General features: G+C 38.1%; 25 protein-coding genes and 3 pseudogenes. 25 read left to right on the top strand and 3 right to left on the bottom strand.

What is annotated here, in order from left to right; translation table 11 throughout:
• Positions 1-174 precede the first annotated feature (174 nt).
• Positions 175-618: a helix-turn-helix domain-containing protein gene (locus HMPREF2933_RS08130; protein ID WP_024053224.1), complete on the bottom strand. Its 444-nt coding sequence runs from the start codon at positions 616-618 to the stop codon at positions 175-177.
• A 161-nt stretch (positions 619-779) separates the two neighbouring features.
• Here HMPREF2933_RS08130 and ruvA point away from each other — a divergent pair, with 161 nt between their 5' ends.
• The gene (gene ruvA / locus HMPREF2933_RS08125) at positions 780-1,370 is read left to right on the top strand and encodes a Holliday junction branch migration protein RuvA (protein ID WP_024053223.1); all 591 of its coding nucleotides are present in this window, start codon (positions 780-782) and stop codon (positions 1,368-1,370) included.
• Between the two features lie 10 nt (positions 1,371-1,380).
• Positions 1,381-1,959 (top strand): DNA-3-methyladenine glycosylase I, encoded by a 579-nt coding sequence (locus HMPREF2933_RS08120; protein ID WP_024053222.1) that lies wholly within the window; start codon positions 1,381-1,383, stop codon positions 1,957-1,959.
• Positions 1,960-2,061: 102 nt separating this feature from the next.
• Here HMPREF2933_RS08120 and HMPREF2933_RS08115 read toward each other — a convergent pair.
• Positions 2,062-2,372 (bottom strand): annotated as a pseudogene (locus tag HMPREF2933_RS08115) (EamA family transporter).
• A 709-nt stretch (positions 2,373-3,081) separates the two neighbouring features.
• On the opposite strand from HMPREF2933_RS08115, the gene HMPREF2933_RS08110 reads away from it, so the two are divergent.
• The 22 genes and pseudogenes from HMPREF2933_RS08110 to glf all read left to right on the top strand — a co-directional run bounded on the left by HMPREF2933_RS08110 (position 3,082) and on the right by glf (position 21,865).
• Positions 3,082-4,353 (top strand): competence/damage-inducible protein A, encoded by a 1,272-nt coding sequence (locus HMPREF2933_RS08110; RefSeq protein ID WP_070242126.1) that lies wholly within the window; start codon positions 3,082-3,084, stop codon positions 4,351-4,353.
• Between the two features lie 44 nt (positions 4,354-4,397).
• Complete coding sequence (gene recA / locus HMPREF2933_RS08105; protein ID WP_003026640.1) at positions 4,398-5,543, top strand: recombinase RecA; 1,146 nt, start codon at positions 4,398-4,400, stop codon at positions 5,541-5,543.
• Positions 5,544-5,629: 86 nt separating this feature from the next.
• On the top strand, positions 5,630-6,028 hold the full coding sequence (gene spx, locus HMPREF2933_RS08100; RefSeq protein ID WP_003026638.1) for a transcriptional regulator Spx: 399 nt from the start codon (positions 5,630-5,632) through the stop codon (positions 6,026-6,028).
• A gap of 85 nt (positions 6,029-6,113) precedes the next feature.
• The gene (locus tag HMPREF2933_RS08095) at positions 6,114-6,683 is read left to right on the top strand and encodes an SP0191 family lipoprotein (RefSeq protein ID WP_024053219.1); all 570 of its coding nucleotides are present in this window, start codon (positions 6,114-6,116) and stop codon (positions 6,681-6,683) included.
• Between the two features lie 103 nt (positions 6,684-6,786).
• The gene (locus HMPREF2933_RS08090) at positions 6,787-7,179 is read left to right on the top strand and encodes an SP0191 family lipoprotein (RefSeq protein ID WP_024053218.1); all 393 of its coding nucleotides are present in this window, start codon (positions 6,787-6,789) and stop codon (positions 7,177-7,179) included.
• A 27-nt stretch (positions 7,180-7,206) separates the two neighbouring features.
• Positions 7,207-7,344: a hypothetical protein gene (locus HMPREF2933_RS10425; RefSeq protein WP_024053217.1), complete on the top strand. Its 138-nt coding sequence runs from the start codon at positions 7,207-7,209 to the stop codon at positions 7,342-7,344.
• A gap of 280 nt (positions 7,345-7,624) precedes the next feature.
• A complete protein-coding gene (locus HMPREF2933_RS08085; protein ID WP_009569646.1) occupies positions 7,625-7,891 on the top strand; it encodes an IreB family regulatory phosphoprotein in 267 nt (88 codons plus the stop codon).
• Entirely contained in the window at positions 7,891-8,310 is a 420-nt protein-coding gene (ruvX, locus tag HMPREF2933_RS08080) for a Holliday junction resolvase RuvX (protein WP_003031265.1), read from the top strand. Before HMPREF2933_RS08085 ends, ruvX begins: the two co-directional genes overlap by 1 nt.
• 17 nt (positions 8,311-8,327) lie before the next feature.
• Positions 8,328-8,639 carry a DUF1292 domain-containing protein gene (locus HMPREF2933_RS08075; protein ID WP_003027765.1) on the top strand — a complete coding sequence of 104 codons (312 nt, stop codon included), beginning with the start codon at positions 8,328-8,330 and terminating at the stop codon, positions 8,637-8,639.
• Positions 8,640-8,839: 200 nt separating this feature from the next.
• Positions 8,840-10,081 (top strand): bifunctional folylpolyglutamate synthase/dihydrofolate synthase, encoded by a 1,242-nt coding sequence (locus HMPREF2933_RS08070; protein ID WP_024053215.1) that lies wholly within the window; start codon positions 8,840-8,842, stop codon positions 10,079-10,081.
• A 46-nt stretch (positions 10,082-10,127) separates the two neighbouring features.
• Complete coding sequence (locus tag HMPREF2933_RS08065) at positions 10,128-10,565, top strand: SP_0198 family lipoprotein (RefSeq protein WP_024053214.1); 438 nt, start codon at positions 10,128-10,130, stop codon at positions 10,563-10,565.
• Between the two features lie 394 nt (positions 10,566-10,959).
• The gene (gene cls, locus HMPREF2933_RS08060; RefSeq protein ID WP_024053213.1) at positions 10,960-12,492 is read left to right on the top strand and encodes a cardiolipin synthase; all 1,533 of its coding nucleotides are present in this window, start codon (positions 10,960-10,962) and stop codon (positions 12,490-12,492) included.
• A gap of 62 nt (positions 12,493-12,554) precedes the next feature.
• Positions 12,555-12,689, top strand: a complete 135-nt coding sequence (locus tag HMPREF2933_RS10420) for a hypothetical protein (RefSeq protein WP_024053212.1) — start codon at positions 12,555-12,557, stop codon at positions 12,687-12,689.
• A 54-nt stretch (positions 12,690-12,743) separates the two neighbouring features.
• Positions 12,744-14,285: a hypothetical protein gene (locus HMPREF2933_RS08055; protein WP_024053211.1), complete on the top strand. Its 1,542-nt coding sequence runs from the start codon at positions 12,744-12,746 to the stop codon at positions 14,283-14,285.
• 106 nt (positions 14,286-14,391) lie between these two features.
• Positions 14,392-16,602, top strand: coding sequence for an anaerobic ribonucleoside-triphosphate reductase (gene nrdD, locus HMPREF2933_RS08050; protein WP_024053210.1), 2,211 nt, complete (start codon positions 14,392-14,394; stop codon positions 16,600-16,602).
• An 8-nt stretch (positions 16,603-16,610) separates the two neighbouring features.
• A complete protein-coding gene (locus tag HMPREF2933_RS10020) occupies positions 16,611-16,751 on the top strand; it encodes a hypothetical protein (protein ID WP_003027756.1) in 141 nt (46 codons plus the stop codon).
• A gap of 59 nt (positions 16,752-16,810) precedes the next feature.
• Positions 16,811-17,308: a GNAT family N-acetyltransferase gene (locus HMPREF2933_RS08045; RefSeq protein WP_024053209.1), complete on the top strand. Its 498-nt coding sequence runs from the start codon at positions 16,811-16,813 to the stop codon at positions 17,306-17,308.
• Between the two features lie 9 nt (positions 17,309-17,317).
• A complete protein-coding gene (locus HMPREF2933_RS08040) occupies positions 17,318-17,821 on the top strand; it encodes a GNAT family N-acetyltransferase (protein WP_024053208.1) in 504 nt (167 codons plus the stop codon).
• Positions 17,822-17,825: 4 nt separating this feature from the next.
• Positions 17,826-18,431, top strand: coding sequence for an anaerobic ribonucleoside-triphosphate reductase activating protein (gene nrdG, locus HMPREF2933_RS08035; RefSeq protein WP_003038320.1), 606 nt, complete (start codon positions 17,826-17,828; stop codon positions 18,429-18,431).
• Between the two features lie 114 nt (positions 18,432-18,545).
• Positions 18,546-19,343 (top strand): annotated as a pseudogene (locus tag HMPREF2933_RS08030) (polysaccharide polymerase); the annotation flags it as partial.
• Positions 19,344-19,346: 3 nt separating this feature from the next.
• On the top strand, positions 19,347-20,762 hold the full coding sequence (locus HMPREF2933_RS08025) for a flippase (protein WP_024053206.1): 1,416 nt from the start codon (positions 19,347-19,349) through the stop codon (positions 20,760-20,762).
• An 8-nt stretch (positions 20,763-20,770) separates the two neighbouring features.
• A pseudogene (glf, locus tag HMPREF2933_RS08020) lies at positions 20,771-21,865 on the top strand (UDP-galactopyranose mutase).
• Between the two features lie 551 nt (positions 21,866-22,416).
• On the opposite strand, the gene HMPREF2933_RS08015 reads toward glf, so the two are convergent.
• The gene (locus HMPREF2933_RS08015; RefSeq protein WP_024053204.1) at positions 22,417-22,953 is read right to left on the bottom strand and encodes a histidine phosphatase family protein; all 537 of its coding nucleotides are present in this window, start codon (positions 22,951-22,953) and stop codon (positions 22,417-22,419) included.
• A gap of 151 nt (positions 22,954-23,104) precedes the next feature.
• Here HMPREF2933_RS08015 and HMPREF2933_RS08010 point away from each other — a divergent pair.
• A partial coding sequence (locus tag HMPREF2933_RS08010) for an SSURE domain-containing protein (protein ID WP_148131525.1) occupies positions 23,105-24,187 on the top strand: 1,083 nt, incomplete at its 3' end.

Raw genomic sequence — 24,187 nt, 5'->3', positions numbered from 1 at the left:
GTGCATGGGAAACTCTACATTGACTAAAGTCACTAAAGCTTCTCCAAACCACTGCGTCTTATAATTCTGTTGTTAAGATTTTATCTGTAATTGAGTTTCAGCAGTGATTTAAGATGTTTGGCTATAGGAATGGGGTTCTTGATGTTCAGCACTTTCTACTTTAAAGTTTGTTATCTAGTCCAAGTAAGTTTTCTTGATGGTCAGATACCTCTTGCAGGCTAAGGCTGCGCCGGCAGATAGAAAGAAGAGGAAAAAGATGAGGGATGGATTCCAGGGAAGATAGAGTCCTCCTGCGAAAAAGAAGAGGGTGATGGCCAGAAAGAGGATATAGAGGACGTTGACCAGACCAAAGCTTCTGACCTCCTGTTGATAGCCCTCGCTTTCCGAAGTAGTCCACTTGGGTCTGGCTTCTTTCTCATCTGCCTGATCCAGTAGCAGATAATCCGTCGTCACCTGAAAGATTTTGCTCAGTTCGATGACCTTCTCGATTTCCGGCAAGGTCTGAGCAGATTCCCACTTGGAGATGCTCTGCCGGGAGACATTGACCTTTTCCGCCAGTTGATCCTGAGACCAGCCTCTTTCCTTTCGCAGTTCAAAAATTCGTTTATTGATTTGCATTTGCTGAATCTCTTTTCATATTTCTCTACTTGTATTGTACCATGATTGAGAGAACTTGAACATATAGCCAGCTTTCCTTTTTGTCAACCGGAGGTTGCACTTTTATTTGCAGTTTCTGCGCTCAGAATATGATATACTAAAAGGGTTGAAAAGGAGAAGTCATGTACGAATATTTTAAAGGAATTTTAAGTAAAATCACAGCCAAATATATTGTAGTGGAGGTGGGGCAAATTGGCTATATCCTGCATGTGGCAAATCCCTATGCCTATTCAGGTCAGGTCAATCAGGAGATTCAAGTTTTTGTTCATCAGGTGGTTAGAGAGGATGCCCAGCTCCTCTACGGTTTTCGCACAGAGGATGAAAAGCAGCTTTTTCTCAATTTGATTTCGGTTTCTGGTATTGGACCTGTTTCTGCTCTTGCGATAATCGCTGCCGATGATAATGCCGGTTTGGTGCAGGCTATTGATCAGAAAAACATCACTTATCTGACAAAATTTCCTAAAATCGGCAAAAAAACAGCCCAGCAGATGGTGTTGGACTTAGAAGGCAAGGTTGTGGCAACAGGTGTTGCTCCTAAGCAAGTTGCTGTTGCAGCTACTAGTGACAATAAAGAATTGGAAGAAGCCATGGAAGCCATGCTAGCTCTGGGATACAAGGCGGCTGAACTCAAGAAAATTAAGAAATTCTTTGAAGGAACCAATGATACCGCGGAAAACTATATCAAATCTGCCCTCAAAATGCTGGTAAAATAAAGGAGAAAAGATGAAACGATGTAGCTGGGCAAAAGAGAATAACCCTTTATATGTCGCTTATCATGACCAAGAGTGGGGGATTCCTTTGCATGATGAGCGGGCTTTATTTGAGTTGCTCTGCCTAGAGACCTATCAGGCAGGACTGTCTTGGGAGACTATTCTTAATAAACGAGCAGCCTTCCGACAAGCTTTTCATGGCTATGATGTTCATCAGGTGGCAGTCATGACAGATGCGGAGTTAGAAGGCATTTTACAAAATCCTGCCGTCGTCCGAAATCGTCGGAAAATCTATGCAACACGTGCCAACGCCCAAGCTTTTCTGAAAATACAGGCAGAATTTGGCAGTTTTGATCATTATCTCTGGTCTTTTGTAGACTTTATACCGATTGACAATCCTGTCAAGGATTACAAGCAGATGCCCTCAAAGACTCCGTTGTCTGAAAAACTGGCTAAAGATATGAAGAGACGAGGCTTTGAATTTGTAGGACCAGTCTGTGTCTATTCTTTCCTGCAGGCGGCAGGTCTTGTCAATGACCATGAGGAGACTTGCGATTTTAATTCAGCAAGAAAAATAATCAAACGATTTTAAGAGCTTTGCTATCTTTTATGTGAGCAGTCAGTGCAATATTTATTGGCCGATACTGTTTTATATTTTTCATAATGTTGCTGTATTTATGATGATATGACATCACTACAAAACCATGACCAAAGTTCCAATCGTAATCAAAATGCTGCCAATCAAGGATTTCATAGTAAAATCCTTGTGTAGAAAGATAAAAGCAAGAATGAGTGTGAGGACAACACTAAGTTTATCAATAGGAAGACCTTGGATGCTTCTCCCTCCTGCAATGCTCGGTAATAACAGAGCCAGGAAGCGCCCGTCGCCAATCCATATAAAATCAAGGAAATCCAACTTTTCTTGCTGATGTTAGCAAGACCGAGTTGCCCTTTGGTCAAAAAGACCATACCCCAAGCCATTAAAACAACGACCACTGTCCGAATAGCTGTCGCTAGATTAGAATTGACGCCAGAAATCCCGATTTTGGCTAAGATATAAGATAGATGTTAGTGCTGCAAATAAAGCAGAAAGGAATGCAAAAACTGCCCACATCATTAAATCTCCTTAAATGTTTTGTTTTCTTTATTTTATCACATTTGATTCTATCTAACACAGCAAACTAAGGGCACTCAGGCAGTACAAAATTCTCTGTTTTTTTATATAAACCCTAGTTTTGCTAAGCTAATCCTCATTTTTGAAGAGGCTGGGGCGAAAGTCTCCAACTTCAAAGTATATAAAGCGATAAATCAATGATGTAGTAGCTGATTGCTCAAAGCACGGCTTTGTGGTGATGCGAAGCAAGTCTCAGGGTATTAGCTTTTCAAGCTCGCAAAAACACTTTTGACGAAAACTTTATTTTCTTTATCCACCGTCTCAACAGTCTCCCAGACTGTTGAGCAAGCTTGCGGAGGTGAGATTACGAACTAAAAATTTTCAAGATGAGTTCTACCTCACTCCCATAATCGAGGTAATCATATTATTGATGTGACACAATTATAGTTATAAATTAGAAGGCTGGCAATTCCAGACTTTTTCTTTTTGAAAAATTCTTAGTCTTATCAATTTGCTTACAGATTCTTTTCTTAAAATGAAGTTTTTAAGATTTTTTGTGATAAAATAAAATCAATTGCGAATAGTAAGGTAGGAGGTTCTATGAAAGCAGAAATTATTGCTGTGGGTACTGAAATTCTGACAGGTCAGATTGTCAATACAAATGCCCGATTTTTATCGGAAAAATTAGCGAGTCTGGGTGTAGATGTGTATTTCCAAACAGCGGTTGGAGATAATGAAGCTCGTCTGTTATCCATTTTAGAAATTGCTCGAAATCGTAGTAATTTGGTCATCTTAACTGGAGGATTAGGCCCAACAGAAGATGACTTGACTAAGCAAACTTTGGCAAAATTCTTAAATCGTAGGTTGGTATTTGACCGAATGGCTACGGAGAAATTGGACTGCTTTTTCGCAAGTCGACCGGATTATGCTCGAACACCAAACAATGATCGGCAAGCTCAGATAGTGGAAGGATCGACTCCTCTCCAAAACGAAACCGGACTTGCGGTGGGAGGCGTGATTGAAGTCGGTGGCGTGACTTATGTTGTTCTCCCCGGACCGCCTAGTGAATTAAAGCCTATGGTAAATAATGAGCTGGTTCCGCTGTTAGCAACTGGTCAAAAATTGTATTCAAGAGTCTTGCGATTCTTTGGTATCGGTGAAAGTCAATTAGTAACCCTTTTAGGAGATTTAATTGATAATCAGACCGATCCGACCATTGCTCCTTATGCTAAGACGGGAGAGGTGACATTGCGATTGTCCACCAAGGCTGCTAGTCAAAATGAAGCAGATATTAAGTTTGCCCATTTAGAAAAGAAAATTTTATCTGTACAGACTTTTGAGAAACAACATTTAGCAGATCTTTTCTATACTTATGGAGATGATAATTCTCTGGGACAAACAGCTTTTGAACTGTTGAGAAGAGCAGGAAAGACCGTCACAGCAGCTGAAAGTTTGACTGCAGGACTCTTTCAAGCAACTTTGTCAAACTTTGCTGGAGCCTCCAATGTTTTTAGTGGTGGCTTTGTTACCTACAGTATGGAGGAAAAGAGCCGAATGCTGGGCATTCCCTTGGCAGACTTAGAAAAGCATGGGGTAGTTTCAGCTTTTACAGCGGAGAAAATGGCTGAGCAGGCAAGAAAATTGACCGCTAGTGACTATGCGGTGAGCTTGACAGGTGTGGCAGGTCCAGACAGCTTAGAAGGACATCCAGCAGGGACAGTTTATATCGGTTTAGCAACCACAGGGGATGTTCAGTCTATTAAGGTTAATATTGCCGGTCGCAGTCGGACAGATGTACGTAAAATAGCCGTTCTGCATGCTTTCAATCTGCTACGAAAAACTTTATTAAAAAACGAAAATATGCTACAATAATTAGATAGGCAAAAAAATAATTTATCATTATACAGGAGAAATAAATGGCGAAAAAACAAAAAAAATTAGAAGAAATTTCAAAAAAATTTGGCGAGGAACGTCAAAAAGCGCTAGACACTGCACTTAAAAATATTGAAAAAGATTTTGGTAAGGGAGCAATTATGCGCCTAGGTGAGCGTGCTGAACAAAAAGTTCAAGTCATGAGTTCAGGTAGTTTGGCATTAGATATCGCTCTTGGTGCAGGAGGGTATCCAAAGGGGCGGATTATTGAAATCTATGGACCAGAGTCTTCTGGTAAGACGACCGTAGCTCTTCATGCGGTGGCGCAGGCTCAAAAAGAAGGCGGTATTGCAGCTTTTATTGATGCAGAACACGCTCTTGATCCAGCTTATGCGCAAGCTCTTGGGGTTAATATTGATGAACTCTTACTTTCTCAACCTGACTCAGGCGAGCAAGGCCTTGAAATTGCTGGTAAATTGATTGACTCTGGTGCGGTAGATTTGGTAGTTATTGACTCCGTGGCTGCCCTCGTACCGCGTGCTGAAATTGACGGAGACATTGGAGATAGCCACGTTGGCTTGCAAGCGCGGATGATGAGTCAAGCTATGCGTAAATTGTCTGCTTCTATTAACAAAACGAAGACAATTGCGATTTTCATCAACCAATTGCGTGAAAAAGTTGGTATTATGTTTGGAAATCCAGAAACAACACCTGGTGGTCGTGCCTTGAAATTCTATGCGTCTGTTCGTTTGGATGTTCGCGGAAATACCCAAATCAAGGGAACTGGTGATGAAAAAGATACCAATGTTGGTAAGGAAACTAAGATTAAGGTTGTGAAGAATAAGGTTGCTCCGCCATTCAAGGAAGCTTTCGTAGAAATCATGTATGGTGAAGGAATTTCTAAAACAGGCGAGTTGATTAAAATTGCGACAGACCTTGATATTATCAAAAAAGCGGGTGCTTGGTATTCTTATAATGATGAAAAGATTGGTCAAGGGTCTGAAAATGCTAAGAAATACTTGGCGGATCATCCAGAAATTTTTGATGAAATTGATCATAAAGTTCGAGTGCATTATGGTTTGATTGAGGATGATGCTGAAGATGAAAAAAATGCAGAAGCAACCAAATCAACAAACAAAGTAGAGGAAGTCACACTAGATTTGGATGACGCGATTGAGATTGAGGAATAATTTTTTAAAAATAGGTCGCAAGACGGAGGGATTTTGTGGTATAATATAGTATGATAATAGTACCGTGTGGCGAAAGGAGTACTTACATGATTACAATTTATACTGTCTCAAGTTGCACTAGTTGTAAAAAAGCAAAAACATGGCTCAATGCTCACCAGTTAACTTATAAAGAACAAAATCTTGGTAAAGAAGGGATTACAAAAGAAGAGTTGTTAGATATTCTAACAAAAACTGAAAATGGAGTTGCAAGTATTGTGTCTTCAAAAAATCGTTATGCAAAAGGTTTAGGCGTAGATATCGAAGAATTGAGTGTGAGTGAAGTGATTGATTTGATTATGGAAACGCCACGTATTTTGAAAAGTCCTATTCTAGTAGATGATAAACGTCTTCAAGTAGGATACAAAGAAGATGATATTCGTGCATTCTTACCTCGCTCGGTTCGTAATGTTGAAAATACAGAAGCGCGTTTACGCGCAGCCTTGTAAAGAGTGGAATTTCCACTCTTTTTTTATTTCGATGTTTATTGATATTAAAAATATGATAAAATAAAGAATGAGGAGGAGTTAATCCATGAAAAGAAGCCTGATTCTATTAACCATTATTCTCACAGTCTTAGCAGGTTGTGGTCAAAAGAAAGAAACAAAATCAAAAACAAGCAAGCAATCAATTGATAGTACGTTGCCAGTTATTGCAAACGCTGAAAAAGAAACAGTTGTGACAAAAAACTTATCATTCCCTAAAACAGCTGAAGGGGTTCAACAAACACAAACAATTACTTACAAAGGCGATCAATTTTTAAGTTTAACGATTGAGCAAATCATGCCGATGAAAGAAGAATTGAAAAAAGTAATTGCGGAAGTTGGAGTTGCTGAGGCGCAAAAATTATTGGAAAAATCTTTGGCTGAAGATGAAAAAGTTACACAAGCAAAAAATTTGCAAGGCTTTTCAACCTCTTTGGAAATTATAAATGAGCAAGAATTGAAGCGAACTCATACGTTTGATTTTCAAGTTTTGGATGTTAATAAAGCCGCAAATACTGAGTATTTAAAGAATATGAAATTAAAAGAATTTTTAAAAATGAAACCAAAAGAATATGTTGAAGATCAGATTGCCAGTGGTGCAACGGAAGTCAATCAATAACTGTCAATCATTGGTTGCCTTTTTAGACAGGTCGTTTTAACAACGTTTACAAAAGCTGGTATACTATTCTTATAAAGTTCTAAAATACAAGGAGGATATTTTTATGAGAAAATCGGTTGTTTTGTTAGGAGCAAGTTTGTTGCTGCTCACAGCTTGTGGTCAAAAATCCGGTCAGAATCAGTCAGGGGATAGTAAGACTGGTTTGAGTATTGTGAAAAAGGATTCTGTTGTGACCAAGTCTTTTCAACAAAAACAGACTGTCCAAGGGATTGAACAAACACTTACGCAAACTATTTCTTATGAGGGAAAACCCTTTAAGAAGTTTGTGATAAATCTTGAACAAATACTTCCTGAAAGTATGAAGAGTGTATTAGCGGGTCAAGATTTAGAAAGCACTAAGCCGCACTTGATTTCTGCTTTTGAAAAGGCTGCAGGATTGGATAAATTTAAGTCTTTGGGCGGTGTTGATGTTAAAACAGACATTACAAAAGACTAAATTATTAAAGTTACAATCAATATTGATATGAGCAAAATCAACCTTGATGAAGCATCAAAACTGGATACATATGGCTCTATGTTTTCAACTATTAAAAATTTAACAACCAAACAATATATTGAATCTGTCAAAGCAGCTGGAGCTAAAGAAGTTGCAAATCCATGATTTTATAGGTGTATAATGAAACAAAAAGAGGCTGGGACAAAAATCCTTAACCTCGGCAGATTTTTATGAGTTTCTTGCAAGTTGCAGTGGTTGAGTGAGTTCTATGCGGTTGATAAATCAACCGTTACAGCCCTACTCAACTGTGCGGGGGTGGGACGACAAAATCAAATTTCTTCGAAATTACCGATTTTTGTCCCACTCCCTTTTTCAACACCTTTCATTTGTGAAAAGTCTTGAAATGTGCTATAATATGGGTATTCTAGTGAAAGAAGGTGTAATTGTGGGATTTACAGATGAGACAGTACGTTTTAATCTTGATGATTCAAACAAAAAAGAGATTAGTGAAACATTGAAAGATGTCTATGTGTCGCTGAATGAAAAGGGCTATAACCCAATCAACCAAATCGTAGGATACGTACTTAGTGGTGATCCTGCGTATGTACCTCGCTATAATAATGCACGAAATCAAATTCGTAAATATGAACGTGATGAGATTGTAGAAGAATTAGTTCGTTATTATTTGAAAGGGCAAGGCATTGATCTCTAATGAGAATTATGGGGTTAGATGTTGGTTCAAAAACAGTCGGTGTCGCGGTTAGTGATCCACTTGGTTTTACAGCTCAAGGACTTGAAATTATTCCTATTGATGAAGAAAAAGGGGAATTTGGTTTTGATCGTTTAAGTGAGCTTGCAAAAGAATATAAGGTTGAGAAGTTTGTTGTAGGACTACCTAAAAATATGAACAACACAAGCGGACCACGTGTAGAAGCAAGTCAAGCTTATGGTGCTAAGATTGAGCAATTATTTCATTTGCCAGTTGAATACCAAGATGAGCGTCTAACAACGGTAGCTGCGGAGAGAATGCTGATCGAGCAAGCGGATGTGAGTAGAAAGAAGCGAAAAAAAGTGATTGATAAGCTCGCAGCGCAGCTCATATTGCAGAATTATTTAGATCGAAATTTTTAATAAATAAAGGAGAAAACATGGCACACGATCATAACCATGACCATGAACACGAAGAGCGTGAATTGATTACGCTAGTAGACGAGCAAGGGAATGAAACTTTGTTTGAAATTCTCTTGACCATTGACGGAAAAGAAGAATTTGGTAAAAACTATGTTCTCTTGATTCCAGCTAGCGCAGAAGAAGATGAAAATGGCGAGGTAGAAATTCAAGCCTACTCGTTTACTGAAAATGAAGACGGAACAGAGGGTGACCTCCAACCAATTCCAGAAGATTCAGATGCTGAATGGGATATGATTGAAGAAGTTTTCAATAGCTTTATGGAAGAATAAAAATTGCGTACACTAGCTTTTCGTATTACAAACAATGAAGAGATTGAAAGGCTGTGTGAATAGTTATTTTTATGGTATACGAATGAGTGGTTGGTTAATTCCCATGTGGAGCAAGAGTTCCAGCCATTCAAGTGAATTGTGGGGTGTGACATGAACCAAAGTCTGGTTCTGTTTCACTCCCTTTTTGCTGGGAGAAGAATATGAATGAAATTGAAACGTGGCTAGAGAGTCGCATTGGTTTAAATTTTCGCTCTGGTTTAGAGCGAATGAGACAGGCTATAAGTCTTTTGGATCATCCCGAAGAAAATTATCCCATTATTCATGTGACAGGAACGAACGGAAAAGGCTCAAGCATTGCTTTTATGAGTCAATTATTTGCAGAGCATAAAAAGAAGGTGGGAACCTTTACGTCACCTCATATGGTAAGTGTTCATGACCGGATTTGTATCAATCAAAAACCCATTTCCGATGAAGACTTCACTCGACTGGGACGCCAAGTTCAGGAAATGGAAAGACAGCTTCGACAAACACATGACCCACTTTCTTATTTTGAAATTTTAACCCTTATAGCTTTATTGTATTTCGAAGAAGAGCAGGTAGATGTGGCTTTAATTGAGGTGGGAATTGGTGGACTTTTAGATGCAACAAATGTAGTGATAGGAGATGTTGCGGTTGTAACGTCTGTAGGATTGGAACATCAAGAAACATTAGGAAACTCCATAGTAGCAATTGCGGAGCAGAAAGCAGGGATTTTTAAGGAGAAAAAAGTGGCTGTCATCGGACCGCTGACTGAAGAAGCGAGAAGAGTTTGTGAACTGTGTGCGAAAAAGCTAGATGTTGTTTTGTACGAATATGGCAGAGATTTTTCGTTTTCAAAAGGACAATTTTTCAGCTCAGATGTGAATATTCCTCATCTAAAGTTGAGCCTAGTAGGTACTTATCAAGAAGAAAATGCCACTGTTGCTTTGCAAAGTTTTCTTTTATTTATGAAACAGCAAAATTGGCAACCACAAGTGAAATGGATACGAAAAGCTCTGCAAGAGACACATTGGGCAGGGAGGCTGGAATATTTTGAGCGAGGAATTTATCTGGACGGGGCTCACAATTTACCAGCTTTATCCCGTTTGGTGGAGTTTATTCTCCAGCAAGAACGGCAAGAAATCTTTCTCTTATTCGGTGCTTTGAAACGCAAAAATTATCAGGGGATGCTGTCTTATCTTCAGCAGGAATTGCCTCATGTGCAGTTGTTCGTAACGACTTTTGAGGATGACGGTGCAATAGATAAGCAGAATCTTACAACCGAAACCTACGTTTCCTCTTACCGGGAGTTTATCGAACAATTCATTAAAAGCGCTAATGACAATCAGCTCCTTTTTGTAACAGGTTCTCTTTATTTTATTGCGGAAGTTCGTGCTTTTCTTTTGGAGAAAGAAATTGACTGATTAGAATGGTGAATGGCATAATAGAAATGTAGATAAAGGAGGGGAAATGGCACATTTAAAGAAATTCAGCTACGTCACATTTTTTCTGATAGGACTTATCATTTTGACATCGTGTACCAAGTCTAACCAAACTTCACCGTTCTCTCAATCTGTCTCAAGCAGCCAATCAACTACAGTCTCAAGTGAGAGTAGTGTTTCGCCAACTATTGCAGAAAATTCGTCAGAAAAATTAGACGGTACTTATAGAGGTATGGACGAAGAAGATGAGATTACTTTGGTTATCAAAGGAAATAGTGGTACGTGGACAGAAAAAGAGCCAAACGGTAAAGAGAAAGTAAAACAGGTGAGCATTGATCCGACAAATCAGCGAATGACGATTGGTGATGACATTGAGCATTATATGATTGATGGCAAACAGTTAACGATTGAGGATATTGAGCAAGAAAATGGAGAAAATGATACAGTTGTTTTAACGAAGCAATAACTTGTCTAATGTTGGTGCAAAATTTCTTGATAAAAATTTGATATAAGCTTGCGAAAACTAGGACGCGTTAGGCTTTAAGTTTATTGATTCATACAAGTCGATATGAGAAGCTGCATTTGTTTTAGCGAATTATTCACAAAGGGGCTTGCTTCATGAACTTTATCTGTTGCTTCTAACCGCTTTCTAAATTGGTAGTGGACAACAATCAGTATTCTAGTTAAAATGTAGAGATAGGGGGTAGGAGTGAAAGTGGCTGGTTACGAACCACAACTTTTCTTTTACTCTTTTTTGCTCTAATGAAAAAATACTTTGAATATCGAAGAATGAGTAATTCTGGCTTGATTTATTAGGGATTCCCCGTTATACTAGTACTAAATAAAAACAGGGAGAGAACATGAATTTTAGGAAATTTCAGCTATTGATGTCAAAATATGGTTTTAGCATCATTATTATGGCGCTAGAACTGGCACTTGTTTTTTGGTTTTTCTTTTGGCTTGGTCGCTGGATGCCTACTTTATGGATTGTCTTTGTGATTTTCTTCAGTCTGGCAACGATTTTAGCGATTGTCAATCGTTCAATGACACCGGAAAGTAAAGTAACTTGGCTCTTGGTAGCGTTTGTTCCAGTCATTGGCCCCTTGCTTTATTTGATGTTTGGCGAGCGCCGATTGTCTAGAGGTGAACTGAAACAGCTAAAAAATATGGATCAGATGAAATTTCGTGAGGACAATAGCTATGAGTTGCGGTTATACTTGAAAAAAACAGATAAATCAGCTTACGGGATTATCAAGTCGCTTCTCAGCATGGATCATAATGCGGATGTTTACGATGGCACGGAATCGCAATTTTTCCCTTTGGGAGAAGAGATGTTCCAGAAAATGCTGGAAGATTTACGCAAAGCAGAAAAATTTATTTTTTTGGAATATTACATTGTGGAAGAAGGTATCATGTGGAATAGTATTTTGGATATTCTGCGTGAAAAGGCAGCCCAAGGTGTGGAAGTGAAAATGCTCTATGATGACATTGGCTGTATGGCAACTCTTCCGGGAGATTATACCAGCCGATTGCAGGCTATGGGGATTGACGCTCATAAGTTTAACAAAGTGATTCCGCGGATGACGGTGGCTTATAATAATCGAGATCATCGGAAAATCCTCGTCGTTGACGGGCAGATTGGCTATACTGGTGGTATTAATCTGGCAGATGAATACATCAATCACATCGAGCGATTTGGTCACTGGAAAGACGGTGGGATTCGTCTGAACGGGCGCGCTGTAAAAGCCTTGACACGGCTGTTTCTGATGAACTGGTATATCAACCGTGGGAAAATCAGTGATTTCGATCGCTATCATTTGGACAACAAAGCTGTAGATGCGTCAGGGCTCTATATTCCGTATGGAAGCGGACCGAAGCCCATGTATAAAGCTCAAGTGGGTAAAAATGTCTATCAAAATATAATCAGCCAGGCGACAGATTATGTGTATATTGCCACGCCGTATTTAATCATTGATTATGATTTGACGGAAGACATCAAAAATGCTGCTATGCGGGGGGTAGATGTCCGCATTGTGACACCTTATATTCCGGATAAAAAAATCATTCAGCTTATTACGCGAGGAGCTTATCCTGATTTAATGGCGGTTGGGGTTCGGATTTATGAGTATACACCGGGCTTTATTCACAGTAAGCATGTAGTGGCTGATGATGATTTTGGTGTTGTCGGAACAATCAATTTTGATTATCGCAGCTTAGTTCATCACTATGAAAATGCTGTTTTGATGTATAAGACGCCTTCTATGTTTGACTTGAAGCGAGATTTTGAGAAATTGTTTGAAACCTCACAAGAAATACATGAAGATACCATTAAAAACACCTGGTATCAACGCTTGATTAAAGAAATTGTCGAATTATTTGCACCGATGCTATAAAATTTCTCTTGTAATGAGAGGAATTTTTCTTTTTTACGAATAATCTAGTAAAAGGAGGCAGAATGGTTATCGATTTAACAAGTGAAGAAAAGGAATTTTTGAAAGAGTATGTGGCTGTAAGTTATCATCGTTTTCGAGAATTGGAATACTACACTTTACTTTTGAAAAAGATGCAGAACCTGTCAGAATCAAGCTGACAGATAGGGAAGATTTTGATATACTAGATAAGACTGATATCAAGGAGAATCTTTATGTACGATACAATGCCTGAACAAGAGATGAAAGAGACAGTAGTAGAGACGCTTCACGAAGAGAACGAGAAAAAATCGGTTTTTATAGAGCCAACGTCGACTCCTTTTGTCGTTTTATTTTTGTGGAGCTTATTATTGAGCGTTTTAAGTGTTGCCAATCCATTTTTGACCAACCTTTCTACTAATCTGCAATCTCAAAATTTATATGCAGGTTGGGCAATGGCGCAAGGGCAGGTTATTTATAGAAATATTTATGGAACGAGTGGTCTGCTTTATTATCTAGCTAATTGGGTGGGTAGTCTCTTTATGGGCAATATTTTCTTTGTGGCAATGCAATGCTTGGCTTTGTTTGTTGCAGGAATTTATCTGTTTAAAATCGTATATCAATTAACGGCTGTAAAAAACACTTCTATCAAAATCCTTTCTTTATTCTATTGTTTGACGCTCGCTTTAGGCTGGGGCGGCTTATACTCTAGTATTTTTGCTTTCCCATTTGTCTTTGGATCGCTGTACTTTCTGATGCGTTATGTGACAGGAGAAGCAAGCGACAGAGGTTTTATTGGCTTTGGAGCACTTGGTGCGCTGATCTTTATGATTGATCCGGTGACGAGCCTTGTATTTTATTTGGTGACTTTCCTTGCTCTGCTAGTTTATAATATTTGGGCAAAGAAAAAAGCGCACGGTCTGTATCAATTATTTGCCATTTTGGTAGGATTCTCGCTTGTATTTTATCCGCTAGGTTATTATACGGTTTTGAATGGCAGTTTTGGGCTCGCCATTAGTCAGATTCTTTATCCTTGGGATAGCTTGCATTTTTCAGGGTCGCATTTATTGTACAATGGTTTGCTTTATGGAGGACTTATTATTGGACTTGGTATAGTTGTGACTTGGGTGAGAAGTTTTTCATTGCCAACGAATTCTTTAGAACGATTTCTACAACTCTTTAGTTTTTTAGCCTCTCTCTTTCTTGTTGTGTTTGTTTTCTTTTTGCCAGATCGGGGAGCCTCTCAACTGTTGCCGATTTTGCCATTTTTTATAGTTCTAGTCAGTATGTGGCTTGGAAAGCAGTCATTCCATAGAGGTGGAAGGCACAGTAGAGTTCAAAAATCTTCGTCTGCTTTCGGAACTTATATTACAAAGAATGCTTTTTTACCGCTTTTAGTCATGATTTACTTAATTGGTTTTCCGTTTGTCAATCAGTATGTTTTATCGACAGGCGAAACAAGTGAGCGTATTTCTGCGGCAAATTATATCAAGAGCAAATCAAAGAATACTGATAAAATCTATGCTTGGGACACAACGGCAGCTCTCTACCAAGCGAGTGGGCGCCTATCTGCGGTACCGATTTTAACCCCTAGCTTGTACCAAGGAACAGATGAAAATCAAATGTCCCTAGTGAATAACTTGAAAGAAACGCCTCCAACTTATATTTTGGTCAACGATCAAGTGTCTCTTCTGCAAGATATCAAAAAACAATTAAAAGAAAATTATCAGCAGACAGACCTAAAACTCAATCATTTCAAGCTCTATAAGTTGAAATAAAAAATCAATATCTTGTGTTTAAAATAAAATTTAAAGTTTTTCACCACAAGATATTGATTTTTTTTATTGGAGTGATATAATATGTTTTATACGAATGGAGGAGCTCATGATTGCATTAAAAGAAGAAACAGTACAAGGATTTGCTGATATTTATGTAGAAAAACGTGACGGTCGTCGTGTGGCGTTTGACGCAGACAAGATCTACAAAGCTCTTGTCAAGGCTAGCCAAGAAGTAACGACGATGACTCCGTTGTTAGAAGCAAAACTTGAAGGTATTACCAATAAAATCGTAGCAGAAGTGATTTCACGTTTTCCTGCGGGTGTTAAAATCTATGAAATTCAAAATATCGTGGAGCACGAATTACTGAATGCCAATGAATACGCCATTGCAGAAAGCTATATTACTTACCGCACACAACGTGATTTTGCGCGCTCAAAAGCAACAGATATTAACTTTACAATCGGAAAATTGCTTAACAAAGACCAAGCAGTTGTCAATGAAAATGCCAATAAAGATAGCGATGTTTTCAACACCCAGCGTGATTTGACGGCGGGAATTGTTGGGAAATCGATTGGTTTGCAAATGCTGCCACCACATGTGGCAAATGCACACCAAAAAGGAGACATCCACTATCACGATTTGGATTACAGTCCTTATACACCGATGACGAATTGCTGTTTGATTGATTTTAAGGGCATGTTGGCAAATGGCTTTAAGATTGGAAATGCTGAAGTCGAAAGTCCAAAATCCATTCAAACAGCGACTGCGCAAATCTCTCAAATTATTGCAAACGTAGCTTCTAGTCAATATGGTGGTTGCTCTGCTGACCGAATTGATGAAGTTTTAGCGCCTTATGCTGAAAAAAATTATGAAAAACATTTGAAGGATGCGCGTGAATGGGTGCTTCCTGAAAAGCAAGAAGAGTTTGCCTGGACAAAGACTAAAAAAGACATTTATGATGCCATGCAATCTTTGGAGTATGAAATCAATACCTTGTTTACATCAAATGGACAAACGCCATTTACCTCACTTGGCTTTGGGCTTGGAACCAATCGTTTTGAGCGTGAAATTCAAAAAGCTATTCTTCAAATCCGCATCAAAGGTCTTGGCTCTGAGCACCGTACAGCCATCTTCCCTAAATTGATTTTCACGTTGAAGCGTGGATTGAATTTAGAACCCGGTAGTCCAAACTACGACATTAAGCAGTTGGCCTTGGAATGCGCTACGAAGCGGATGTATCCGGATGTCTTGTCTTACGACAAGATTGTGGAATTAACGGGTTCTTTCAAAGTTCCAATGGGTTGCCGTTCTTTCTTACAAGGTTGGAAAGATGAAAATGGTCAAGAAGTCAATTCTGGTCGTATGAATCTTGGGGTTGTAACTGTCAACCTTCCAAGAATTGCCCTCGAATCTGAAGGTAATATGGATAAATTCTGGGAAATCTTCAATGAACGGATGAACATTGCTGAAGATGCCCTTGTCTATCGTGTGGAACGTACAAAAGAAGCAACGCCAGCTAATGCTCCTATCCTTTATCAATATGGCGCTTTTGGGCAACGTCTTGGTAAATATGACAAGGTAGATCAACTCTTTAAACATCGTAGAGCTACGGTTTCTCTCGGCTATATCGGTCTGTATGAAGTAGCGACTGTCTTTTATGGTGGTGAATGGGAACATAACCCAGAAGCTAAGAGATTTACAGTAGATATTGTTCGTGAAATGAAACGCCGTGTCGAAGAGTGGTCTGACCAATATGATTATCACTTCTCAGTTTACTCTACACCGTCTGAAAGTCTGACAGATCGCTTCTGTCGTCTGGATACAGAAAAATTTGGTCTTGTGAAAGATATTACAGATAAGGAATACTATACTAATAGCTTCCACTATGATGTTCGGAAGAATCCGACACCGTTTGAAAAGTTAGACTTTGAAAAAGATTATCCAGCAGCGGGTGCGTCGGGCGGCTTTATCCACTATTGTGAATATCCTGTTTTGCAACAAAATCCAAAAGCGCTCGAAGCTGTTTGGGACTACGCTTATGACCGCGTGGGCTATCTGGGAACCAATACTCCGATTGACCATTGTTATAAGTGCGATTTTGAAGGGGATTTCACGCCAACAGAACGTGGATTTACTTGTCCAAACTGTGGCAATAGCGATCCTAAGACAGTTGATGTTGTCAAGCGAACTTGTGGTTATCTTGGAAATCCTCAAGCCCGTCCGATGGTAAATGGACGTCACAAGGAGATTTCAGCTCGTGTTAAACACATGAATGGTTCAACAATCAAGTTCGAAGGACATCATGTAGAAAAGTAGGAACTTTCATGGGAAAATATCAATTAGACGATAAAGGAAAAGCACAAGTGGCACGCTATCATGAAAAGCATTCCAAAGGCGGAGTCAATAAAAAAGATCGTGTTGCAAATTTGCGAGAACAATTCTTACAAAAAACAAAGAAAAAATAGGAGAAAGAGTGAGGTTTGCATGAAGCTAGTCTCACTCTCTTTCTATCAAGGTGAGAAAAATGGAATTAAGACGACCAAGATTAGAAGATAAAGAGGCGGTGATAGACCTCATACTAGAATTTGAAAGGTCGAATGCTGCACACGATGGCGGTTTTTGGGACAAGGAAAATTTCGTTTATGAAGATTGGATTGCTGGAAACCAAGATGCGGAAATGGGTCTCAATATTCCTAATACATGGGTGCCGGCTATACAGTTTGTTGCCTTTGATAAAGGACAGGCTGTTGGCTTTCTAAATTTACGCTTGCGTCTGAATGAACATTTACGCGGACATGGCGGTCATATTGGTTATAGCATTCGTCCAACTATGCAGGGGAAAGGCTATGCGACCGCTATGTTGAAAGAAGGGCTTCTTGTCGCTGCTTCAAAGAATATCCACCGAGTGCTAGTTACTTGTGCGGAGGACAATTCTGCTAGTAGGGCAGTTATTTTAAAAAACGGGGGCATATTAGAAGACATCCGACAGGGCACCGAACGCTATTGGATAGATTTGAATTAGGAGTAATTTATGGAATTACGAAGACCAGAGTTGGCAGATAAAGAAGCGATACTTGAAATGATTGCAGAATACAAAGAGCAGGGGCTTCTCATGAATGGCGGTGTAGAAAGCACTTGGGCATATGCAGAAAATTACGAAGATTGGTTGCAAATCAATCGTGATCAAGAGGCAGGACTGAATTTGAAAGAAGGGCGTGTTCCAGCTATTTTGTTTGCTTCCTTTGCAGATGATCGTGCATTAGGTTTTTTAGGGCTTCGTATGACACTAAATGATTTTTACTTAGAGTTGGGCGGGCATATTGGCTATGGCATTCGGCCTAGTGAGCGGGGGAAAGGGTATGGTAAACAACAATTAGCCTTGGCTTTACTTGAAGCCAAAAAATTAGCGCTCTCTCCCGTTCTGATTACTTGCGATATGGATAATGCTGCTAGTCGAGCAGTAATTTTGGCCAATGGTGGAGTGTTGGAAGATGTACGAGCTGGGAAAGAGCGTTATTGGATAGAGTTGGGGTAGAAAAATGACATGGAATACACCGAAGCCAGGTGAGTGGAAAAGTGAAGAGTTAAGCAAGGGGCGTATTATTGACTATAAAGCCTTTAATTTTGTGGATGGTGAAGGGGTGCGTAATTCCCTCTATGTCAGCGGCTGCATGTTTCATTGTGAGGGCTGCTACAATGTAGCGACCTGGTCGTTCAATGCCGGGATTCCTTATACGCAAGAGCTGGAAGAGCAAATCATGAAAGATTTGGCTGAGCCCTATGTTCAAGGACTGACCTTGCTAGGAGGAGAGCCTTTTCTGAATACTGGGATTCTCTTGCCCTTAGTCAAGCGTATTCGACGAGAGTTGCCTGACAAAGATATTTGGTCTTGGACGGGCTATACATGGGAAGAAATGATGCTGGAAACACCAGATAAACTTGAACTTCTTAGTCTCATTGATATTCTGGTAGATGGCCGTTTTGATAAGGCAAAACGAAATCTCATGTTGCAATTTCGAGGTTCCTCTAATCAGCGTATTATTGATGTACAAAAGTCTCTCAAAGCTGGAAAAGTGATTATTTGGGATAGATTGAATGATGGCACAGAAAGTTTTGAGCAGGTTAATCGAGATAAAACAGAATAAATTTGAACCAAGGTAGGAATTGATTGTTCCTACTTTTTTGTTGTTTAAAATGTAATGGCGAAAGATTGCATTGAAAACGCATTTATAATTTAAAGTTTTTGTAATTCTTAAAGAATGTTTGTATTTTTATCTTTTCTTGGTATAATTCCCAATTTACAATTTGTCCAAGAGCGCTTATCAGGAACTGTTGTACGAAATTCATTTGGTTTTATTTATCCAACAGACTTTGCTTCTCATTGTTTTTATCTTTTTCTAGCTATTTCTTATTTGTTAAAAGATAAAATAATATGGATACGTAGTATTATAGGTCTTCTTCTTTCTTATTTTGTTCTTAAATATTGTGATGCTCGTTTAAATGCTCTCTCTATTTTTATTGCTACATTAATCTTTTTATTTTTTTATTATATGAAGAATACGAAGCTGAAAGTTTATGCTATTTTACCCTTTTCTGTTCCAATTTTATCTTCATTAATGTATTATTTAAGTTCGCGGTTTACTTGGGCAAGTCCATTTTATGTATTGGTGAATAATTTAATGAGTATGAGACTGCATTTAGGTAAAGAAGCTCTATCAAAATATGATTTACATTTATTTGGAACAAAAGGGATTCAATTTATTGGATATGGAGGTTCGACAGAATCGGTTTACAGTTATAATTATGTGGACTCTTCTTATATACAAATGCTATTTACCTATGGCATATTTCCATTAATTATACTTATTATTTTATATGTTCTACAGTCTTGGAAGTCATATAAACAAGGGAATTATTTGTTGTTAGCAATTTTATCTTTGGTATCCGTAAACTGTATGATTGAAGCATTTTGGATTCGACCATCCTATGATATATTTATGTATATAATGTTTGCTTCAATTACTTTTCCAAAAAAGGAAAGTGAACTTGAGGATTAATACATGAAAATATTAAAAAATTACGCTTATAACTTCTCCTATCAGTTACTGGTCATCATCCTTCCGATACTGACTACTCCATATGTAACACGGATTTTCTCGTCTGAGGATTTAGGAACTTATGGTTATTTTAATTCAATTGTGACCTACTTCATCTTACTAGCAACTTTAGGAGTAGCGAATTATGGTACGAAAGAGGTTTCTGCAAATCGAAAGAATATTCAGCCGACTTTCTGGGGAATATATAGTTTGCAAGTAGTTGCAGCATTTATTTCTATAGTTCTTTATCTTCTTCTTTGTTGGAGTGTTCCAAGTATGCAGAATCCTGTTGCTTACATTTTAGGATTGAGCTTGTTGTCAAAAGGCCTTGATATTTCTTGGCTTTTTCAAGGTTTGGAAGATTTTCGTAAGATTACCATTCGGAATATTACAGTTAAACTTTTAGGGATCCTATCAATCTTTTTATTTGTGAAAACACCAAATGATTTATATTTATATGTTTTTCTTTTGACAGGATTTGAACTACTTGGTCAGCTCAGTATGTGGTTGCCAGCGAAGGAATTTATTGGGAAACCACATTTCGATGTTGTACATGCAAAAGAACATTTAAAACCAGTTATTCTATTGTTTTTACCTCAAATTGCCATCTCGCTATATGTGACGCTGGATCGAACTATGCTAGGCGCTTTATCTTCAACTAAGGATGTGGGAATTTATGATCAAGCCTTAAAAATCATAAATATATTACTAACAATTGTAACTTCTCTTGGCAGTGTGATGCTTCCTCGTGTTTCAAGTTTGCTGTCTTCAGGTGATTATAAAGCAGTTAATAAAATGTATGAAATGTCTTTCTTGATTTATAATTTGATTATTTTCCCAATTATTGCAGGGATGTTAATTGTAAATAAAGATTTTGTCAATTTCTTTTTAGGGAAGGACTTTCAAGAAGCACGAGTGGCTATTGAGATTATGATTGCACGGATGTTCTTTATTGGTTGGAAAAATATTATGGGAATTCAGATTTTAATACCTCATAATAAAAATCGAGAGTTTATGTTGTCAACTACAATTCCTGCTTTTGTAAGCGTTGGATTAAACTTACTTTTAATTCCTTCTTTGGGATTTATTGGAGCGTCAATTACATCGGTTCTGACAGAGGCACTCGTTTGGGTTATTCAATATTACTATACTCGTTCATACCTCAAAGAAGTACCGATTTTATCATCAATGCTAAAAATCATTTTGTCCTCAAGCTTGATGTATATAATTTTATTATTATTGCAACCATTACTAAAATTTTCGTCTGTTGTGAATGTCGGAATTTATGGTATATTAGGGGCTGTCTTTTATATAAGTTTTATATTAGTGTTCCGAGTTGTTAATATAAAAGAATTAAAAGAACAATTTTTGAAAAAATAGGAGTTATTATGTACGATTATCTAATTGTTGGTGCTGGTTTATCTGGAGCAATTTTTGCTTATGAGGCAGCCAAGCGTGGTAAAAAAGTAAAGGTGATTGATAATCGAGATCACATCGGTGGGAATATCTATTGTGAAAATATTGAAGGCATCAATGTTCATAAGTATGGTGCGCATATTTTTCATACTTCAAATAAACGAGTTTGGGATTATATAAATCAATTTGCAGAATTTAATAATTATATTAATTCTCCTATTGCTAACTATAAAGGTAAATTGTACAATTTACCTTTCAATATGAATACCTTTTATGCTCTTTGGGGAACGAAGACACCTCAAGAAGTTAAGGATAAAATTGCAGATCAGACTAAATATTTACAAAATGTTGAACCGCAAAATTTGGAAGAACAAGCGATTAAATTGATTGGTCCTGATGTTTACGAAAAGTTGATTAAAGGCTATACTGAAAAGCAATGGGGACGTTCTGCGACAGAATTACCACCATTTATCATTAAACGTTTACCAGTACGTTTAACTTTTGATAATAATTACTTCAACGACCGTTATCAAGGAATTCCAATCGGTGGTTATAATGTTATCGTTGAAAATATGCTTGAAGGTGTTGAAGTTGAGCTTGGAGTAGATTTTTTTGTCAATCGCAAAGAGTTGGAAGCATCTGCTGATAAGATTGTCTTTACAGGTATGATCGACCAATATTTTGATTATAAGCATGGTGAATTGGAATATCGTAGTCTTCGTTTTGAGTATGAAGTTTTAGATGAAGAAAATCATCAAGGGAATGCAGTCATCAATTATACAGAGCGTGAAATTCCTTATACTCGTATCATTGAACACAAACATTTTGAATATGGAACATAAGAAAAAACAGTTATCACGCGAGAATATCCAGCCAATTGGAAGCGTGGAGATGAGCCATATTATCCAATCAATGATGAGAAAAACAATGCTATCTATAATAAGTATTTAGAAGAAGCAAAAAAGAACGATAATGTTATCTTTTGTGGGCGTTTAGCCGATTACAAATATTATGATATGCATGTGGTTATTGAACGAGCTTTGGAAGTAGTGGAGAAAGAATTCTAAGATAGAGTCAACTAATTTTCATTATTTTCTTGGTTTAACTTTATTCTATTTTTCCACCTAACCCTAGCACACGAATGAAGCTTTCGCATTTTAGGAAAGTGTCTCATTTGCGTTCTTTTTTTGATGCTCAAAAAGAGACAAAAATATATAGACAAATGGTTTGAAAACAGGTATAACTATCTTTATCTTAAAATGAAAGTATGTGGGAGGGATTGTATGGACTAAGAACATCTTTTGTGGATAACGATTAGTTCATATTATTATTTCTATTTAGTTTATTGTCTGGTCGTAGACAAGAGATTGTTTCGTGAGATTCGAGAGACAAATTTTCGACCGATTGATGAGCATGTTTCGATGTCAGAAACAAACACTTTTGGACGGGGAGTAATGCATTTTCATGGAAGAAACGAACGCGAAAGAAACTGTATAAGAGTTTGAGGTGATTGGAAAATCATTTGTCAAATAAAAATTCCTAAACTAAATAGGAATGGTTTAGGAGTTTCACTAGTGAAAAAATAATTTGTGACTGATAGATAAAGTTGATTCGGATCTTACTGCAAGTATACTTTGTCATCTTTTAATATTAAAATAGCGGGCATGGGCAGTTGTTTCCAAAAATCATAATGGATTTGTCCATCAAAATAGCTGAGCAGGATACAAATCAGATTGCCGTGAGAACTGATGATGATGTGTTCATCTTGGTGATTTTCTTCTAATTTTTGCAGAAATGCTAGAGCTCGTTTTTGAGCCATGAGGTTCGATTCGCCACCCGGTAGAGAACTGTCAGGATTTTGCCAAAGTTGCTTGAGTGTAGTTTCAAATGTTTGGTCGGAAACCTGCTGACTGCTTAGTTTTCGTTCAATCAATCGCTTATCAAGTTGAATCGGAAGCCCAAAGGTTAGTGCCAAAGGCTCAATCGTTTCAATTGCTCGTTGGTAAGGACTAGAATAAATAGCAGAGATTGGCTTATTCTCTAGTATTTTTAATTGTGAGAGGGAAGCGAGTCCCTTTTGTGACAAAGGGCGTGTCCATTCGTCAGGTGTGTAAGTCGAATGTGCATGGCGGACAAAATAATAGGTGTTGTTCATGTAATCTAGTATATCACAACATGTGAAAATTCTATAAATAAGCAAGAAATAATGCTTATTTAAGAAAAACTTTAACTTTGTCTTACGGATAGTTAATAAGAGCTTGGTAAACTTTAATCAACCATTAAAAATAATCAAAGGAGTAAATAATATGGTTGACAAAAATCATCGTTCAAATAATGAAAAATATACAAAATGGTCTATCCGTCGGTTAAGTGTAGGTGTTGCTTCCGTAGTTGTGGCAAGTGGATTCTTTATTCTTATTAGTAATCCGGTAAATGCCCAAGTTGGTGCGCAAAACAAGGTGGTGACAACAACCCCTTCAAATAGTTCGACAGACTCTGGTAAATCCATACTTGATTCGAAAGTAGGGCAAACAGAAAGCCCGTCAGCTGAAAAGAAAGGAACACCAAGTACAACAAAACCCTCACAAGACTTGTCTGGCAAAACAACTCAAACACCAGATAAAAAGGTGCAAGAAAAACAAGAAGTTACAGAAGAAAACAAAGTAGGCAAGTCCGTCGCGGAAGCTGCGAAAAAAATCCAAAAGGCGTCAGAAGCAGTTGCAAAAGAAACAGCTTCAAAAGCGCAAGAAGATCCAACTCTTGCTCAAGCTAAGCAATCTGTAACGGACAATATCAAGGGCAGTACAGATGTTCCGGCTTCTTTCCTAGCCAATGCGAACCACCCTGGTCCCTTTGCAGCAGGGGTGAATGAAGTCATTCCGTACGAACTCTTCGGTGGTGATGGGATGTTAACACGTCTCTTGTTGAAATCCTCAGACGGTGCACCGTGGTCAGATAACGGCACGGCAAAACACGCTGGCTTACTACCTTTTGCCAACATTCCAAAAGGTAAATATTTCTATCAAGTGTCACTCAATGGTAATGCGGCAGGTAAACAAGGCAAAGCTCTCTTGGATCAACTGAAAGCGAATGGCACACACAGTTATACCGCAACCGTCACAGTTTACGGTGCAACTAAGGATGGTAAGGCAGACTTGAACAATGTTATCGCAACACGTCAAGTAAATCTGAATTTGAATGGCACTACGACCGTTGACCAAGTGAAAAAATCCGTAGTAGACAACATCAAAGATAAAATTGATGTCCCTGCAAGTTATTTAACAAATGCAGTTTATCCAGGACCATTTACGGCTGGTGTTAATCAAGTGATTCCGTATGAACTCTTTGGTGGTGACGGTATGTTAACACGTCTCTTGTTGAAATCCTCA

The organism is Streptococcus sp. HMSC066F10 (assembly GCF_001813805.1).
Classification (GTDB): domain Bacteria; phylum Bacillota; class Bacilli; order Lactobacillales; family Streptococcaceae; genus Streptococcus; species Streptococcus vaginalis.
The sequence above is the reverse complement of the archived record's forward strand: the minus strand, read 5'-3'. Positions and strand labels throughout refer to the sequence as shown.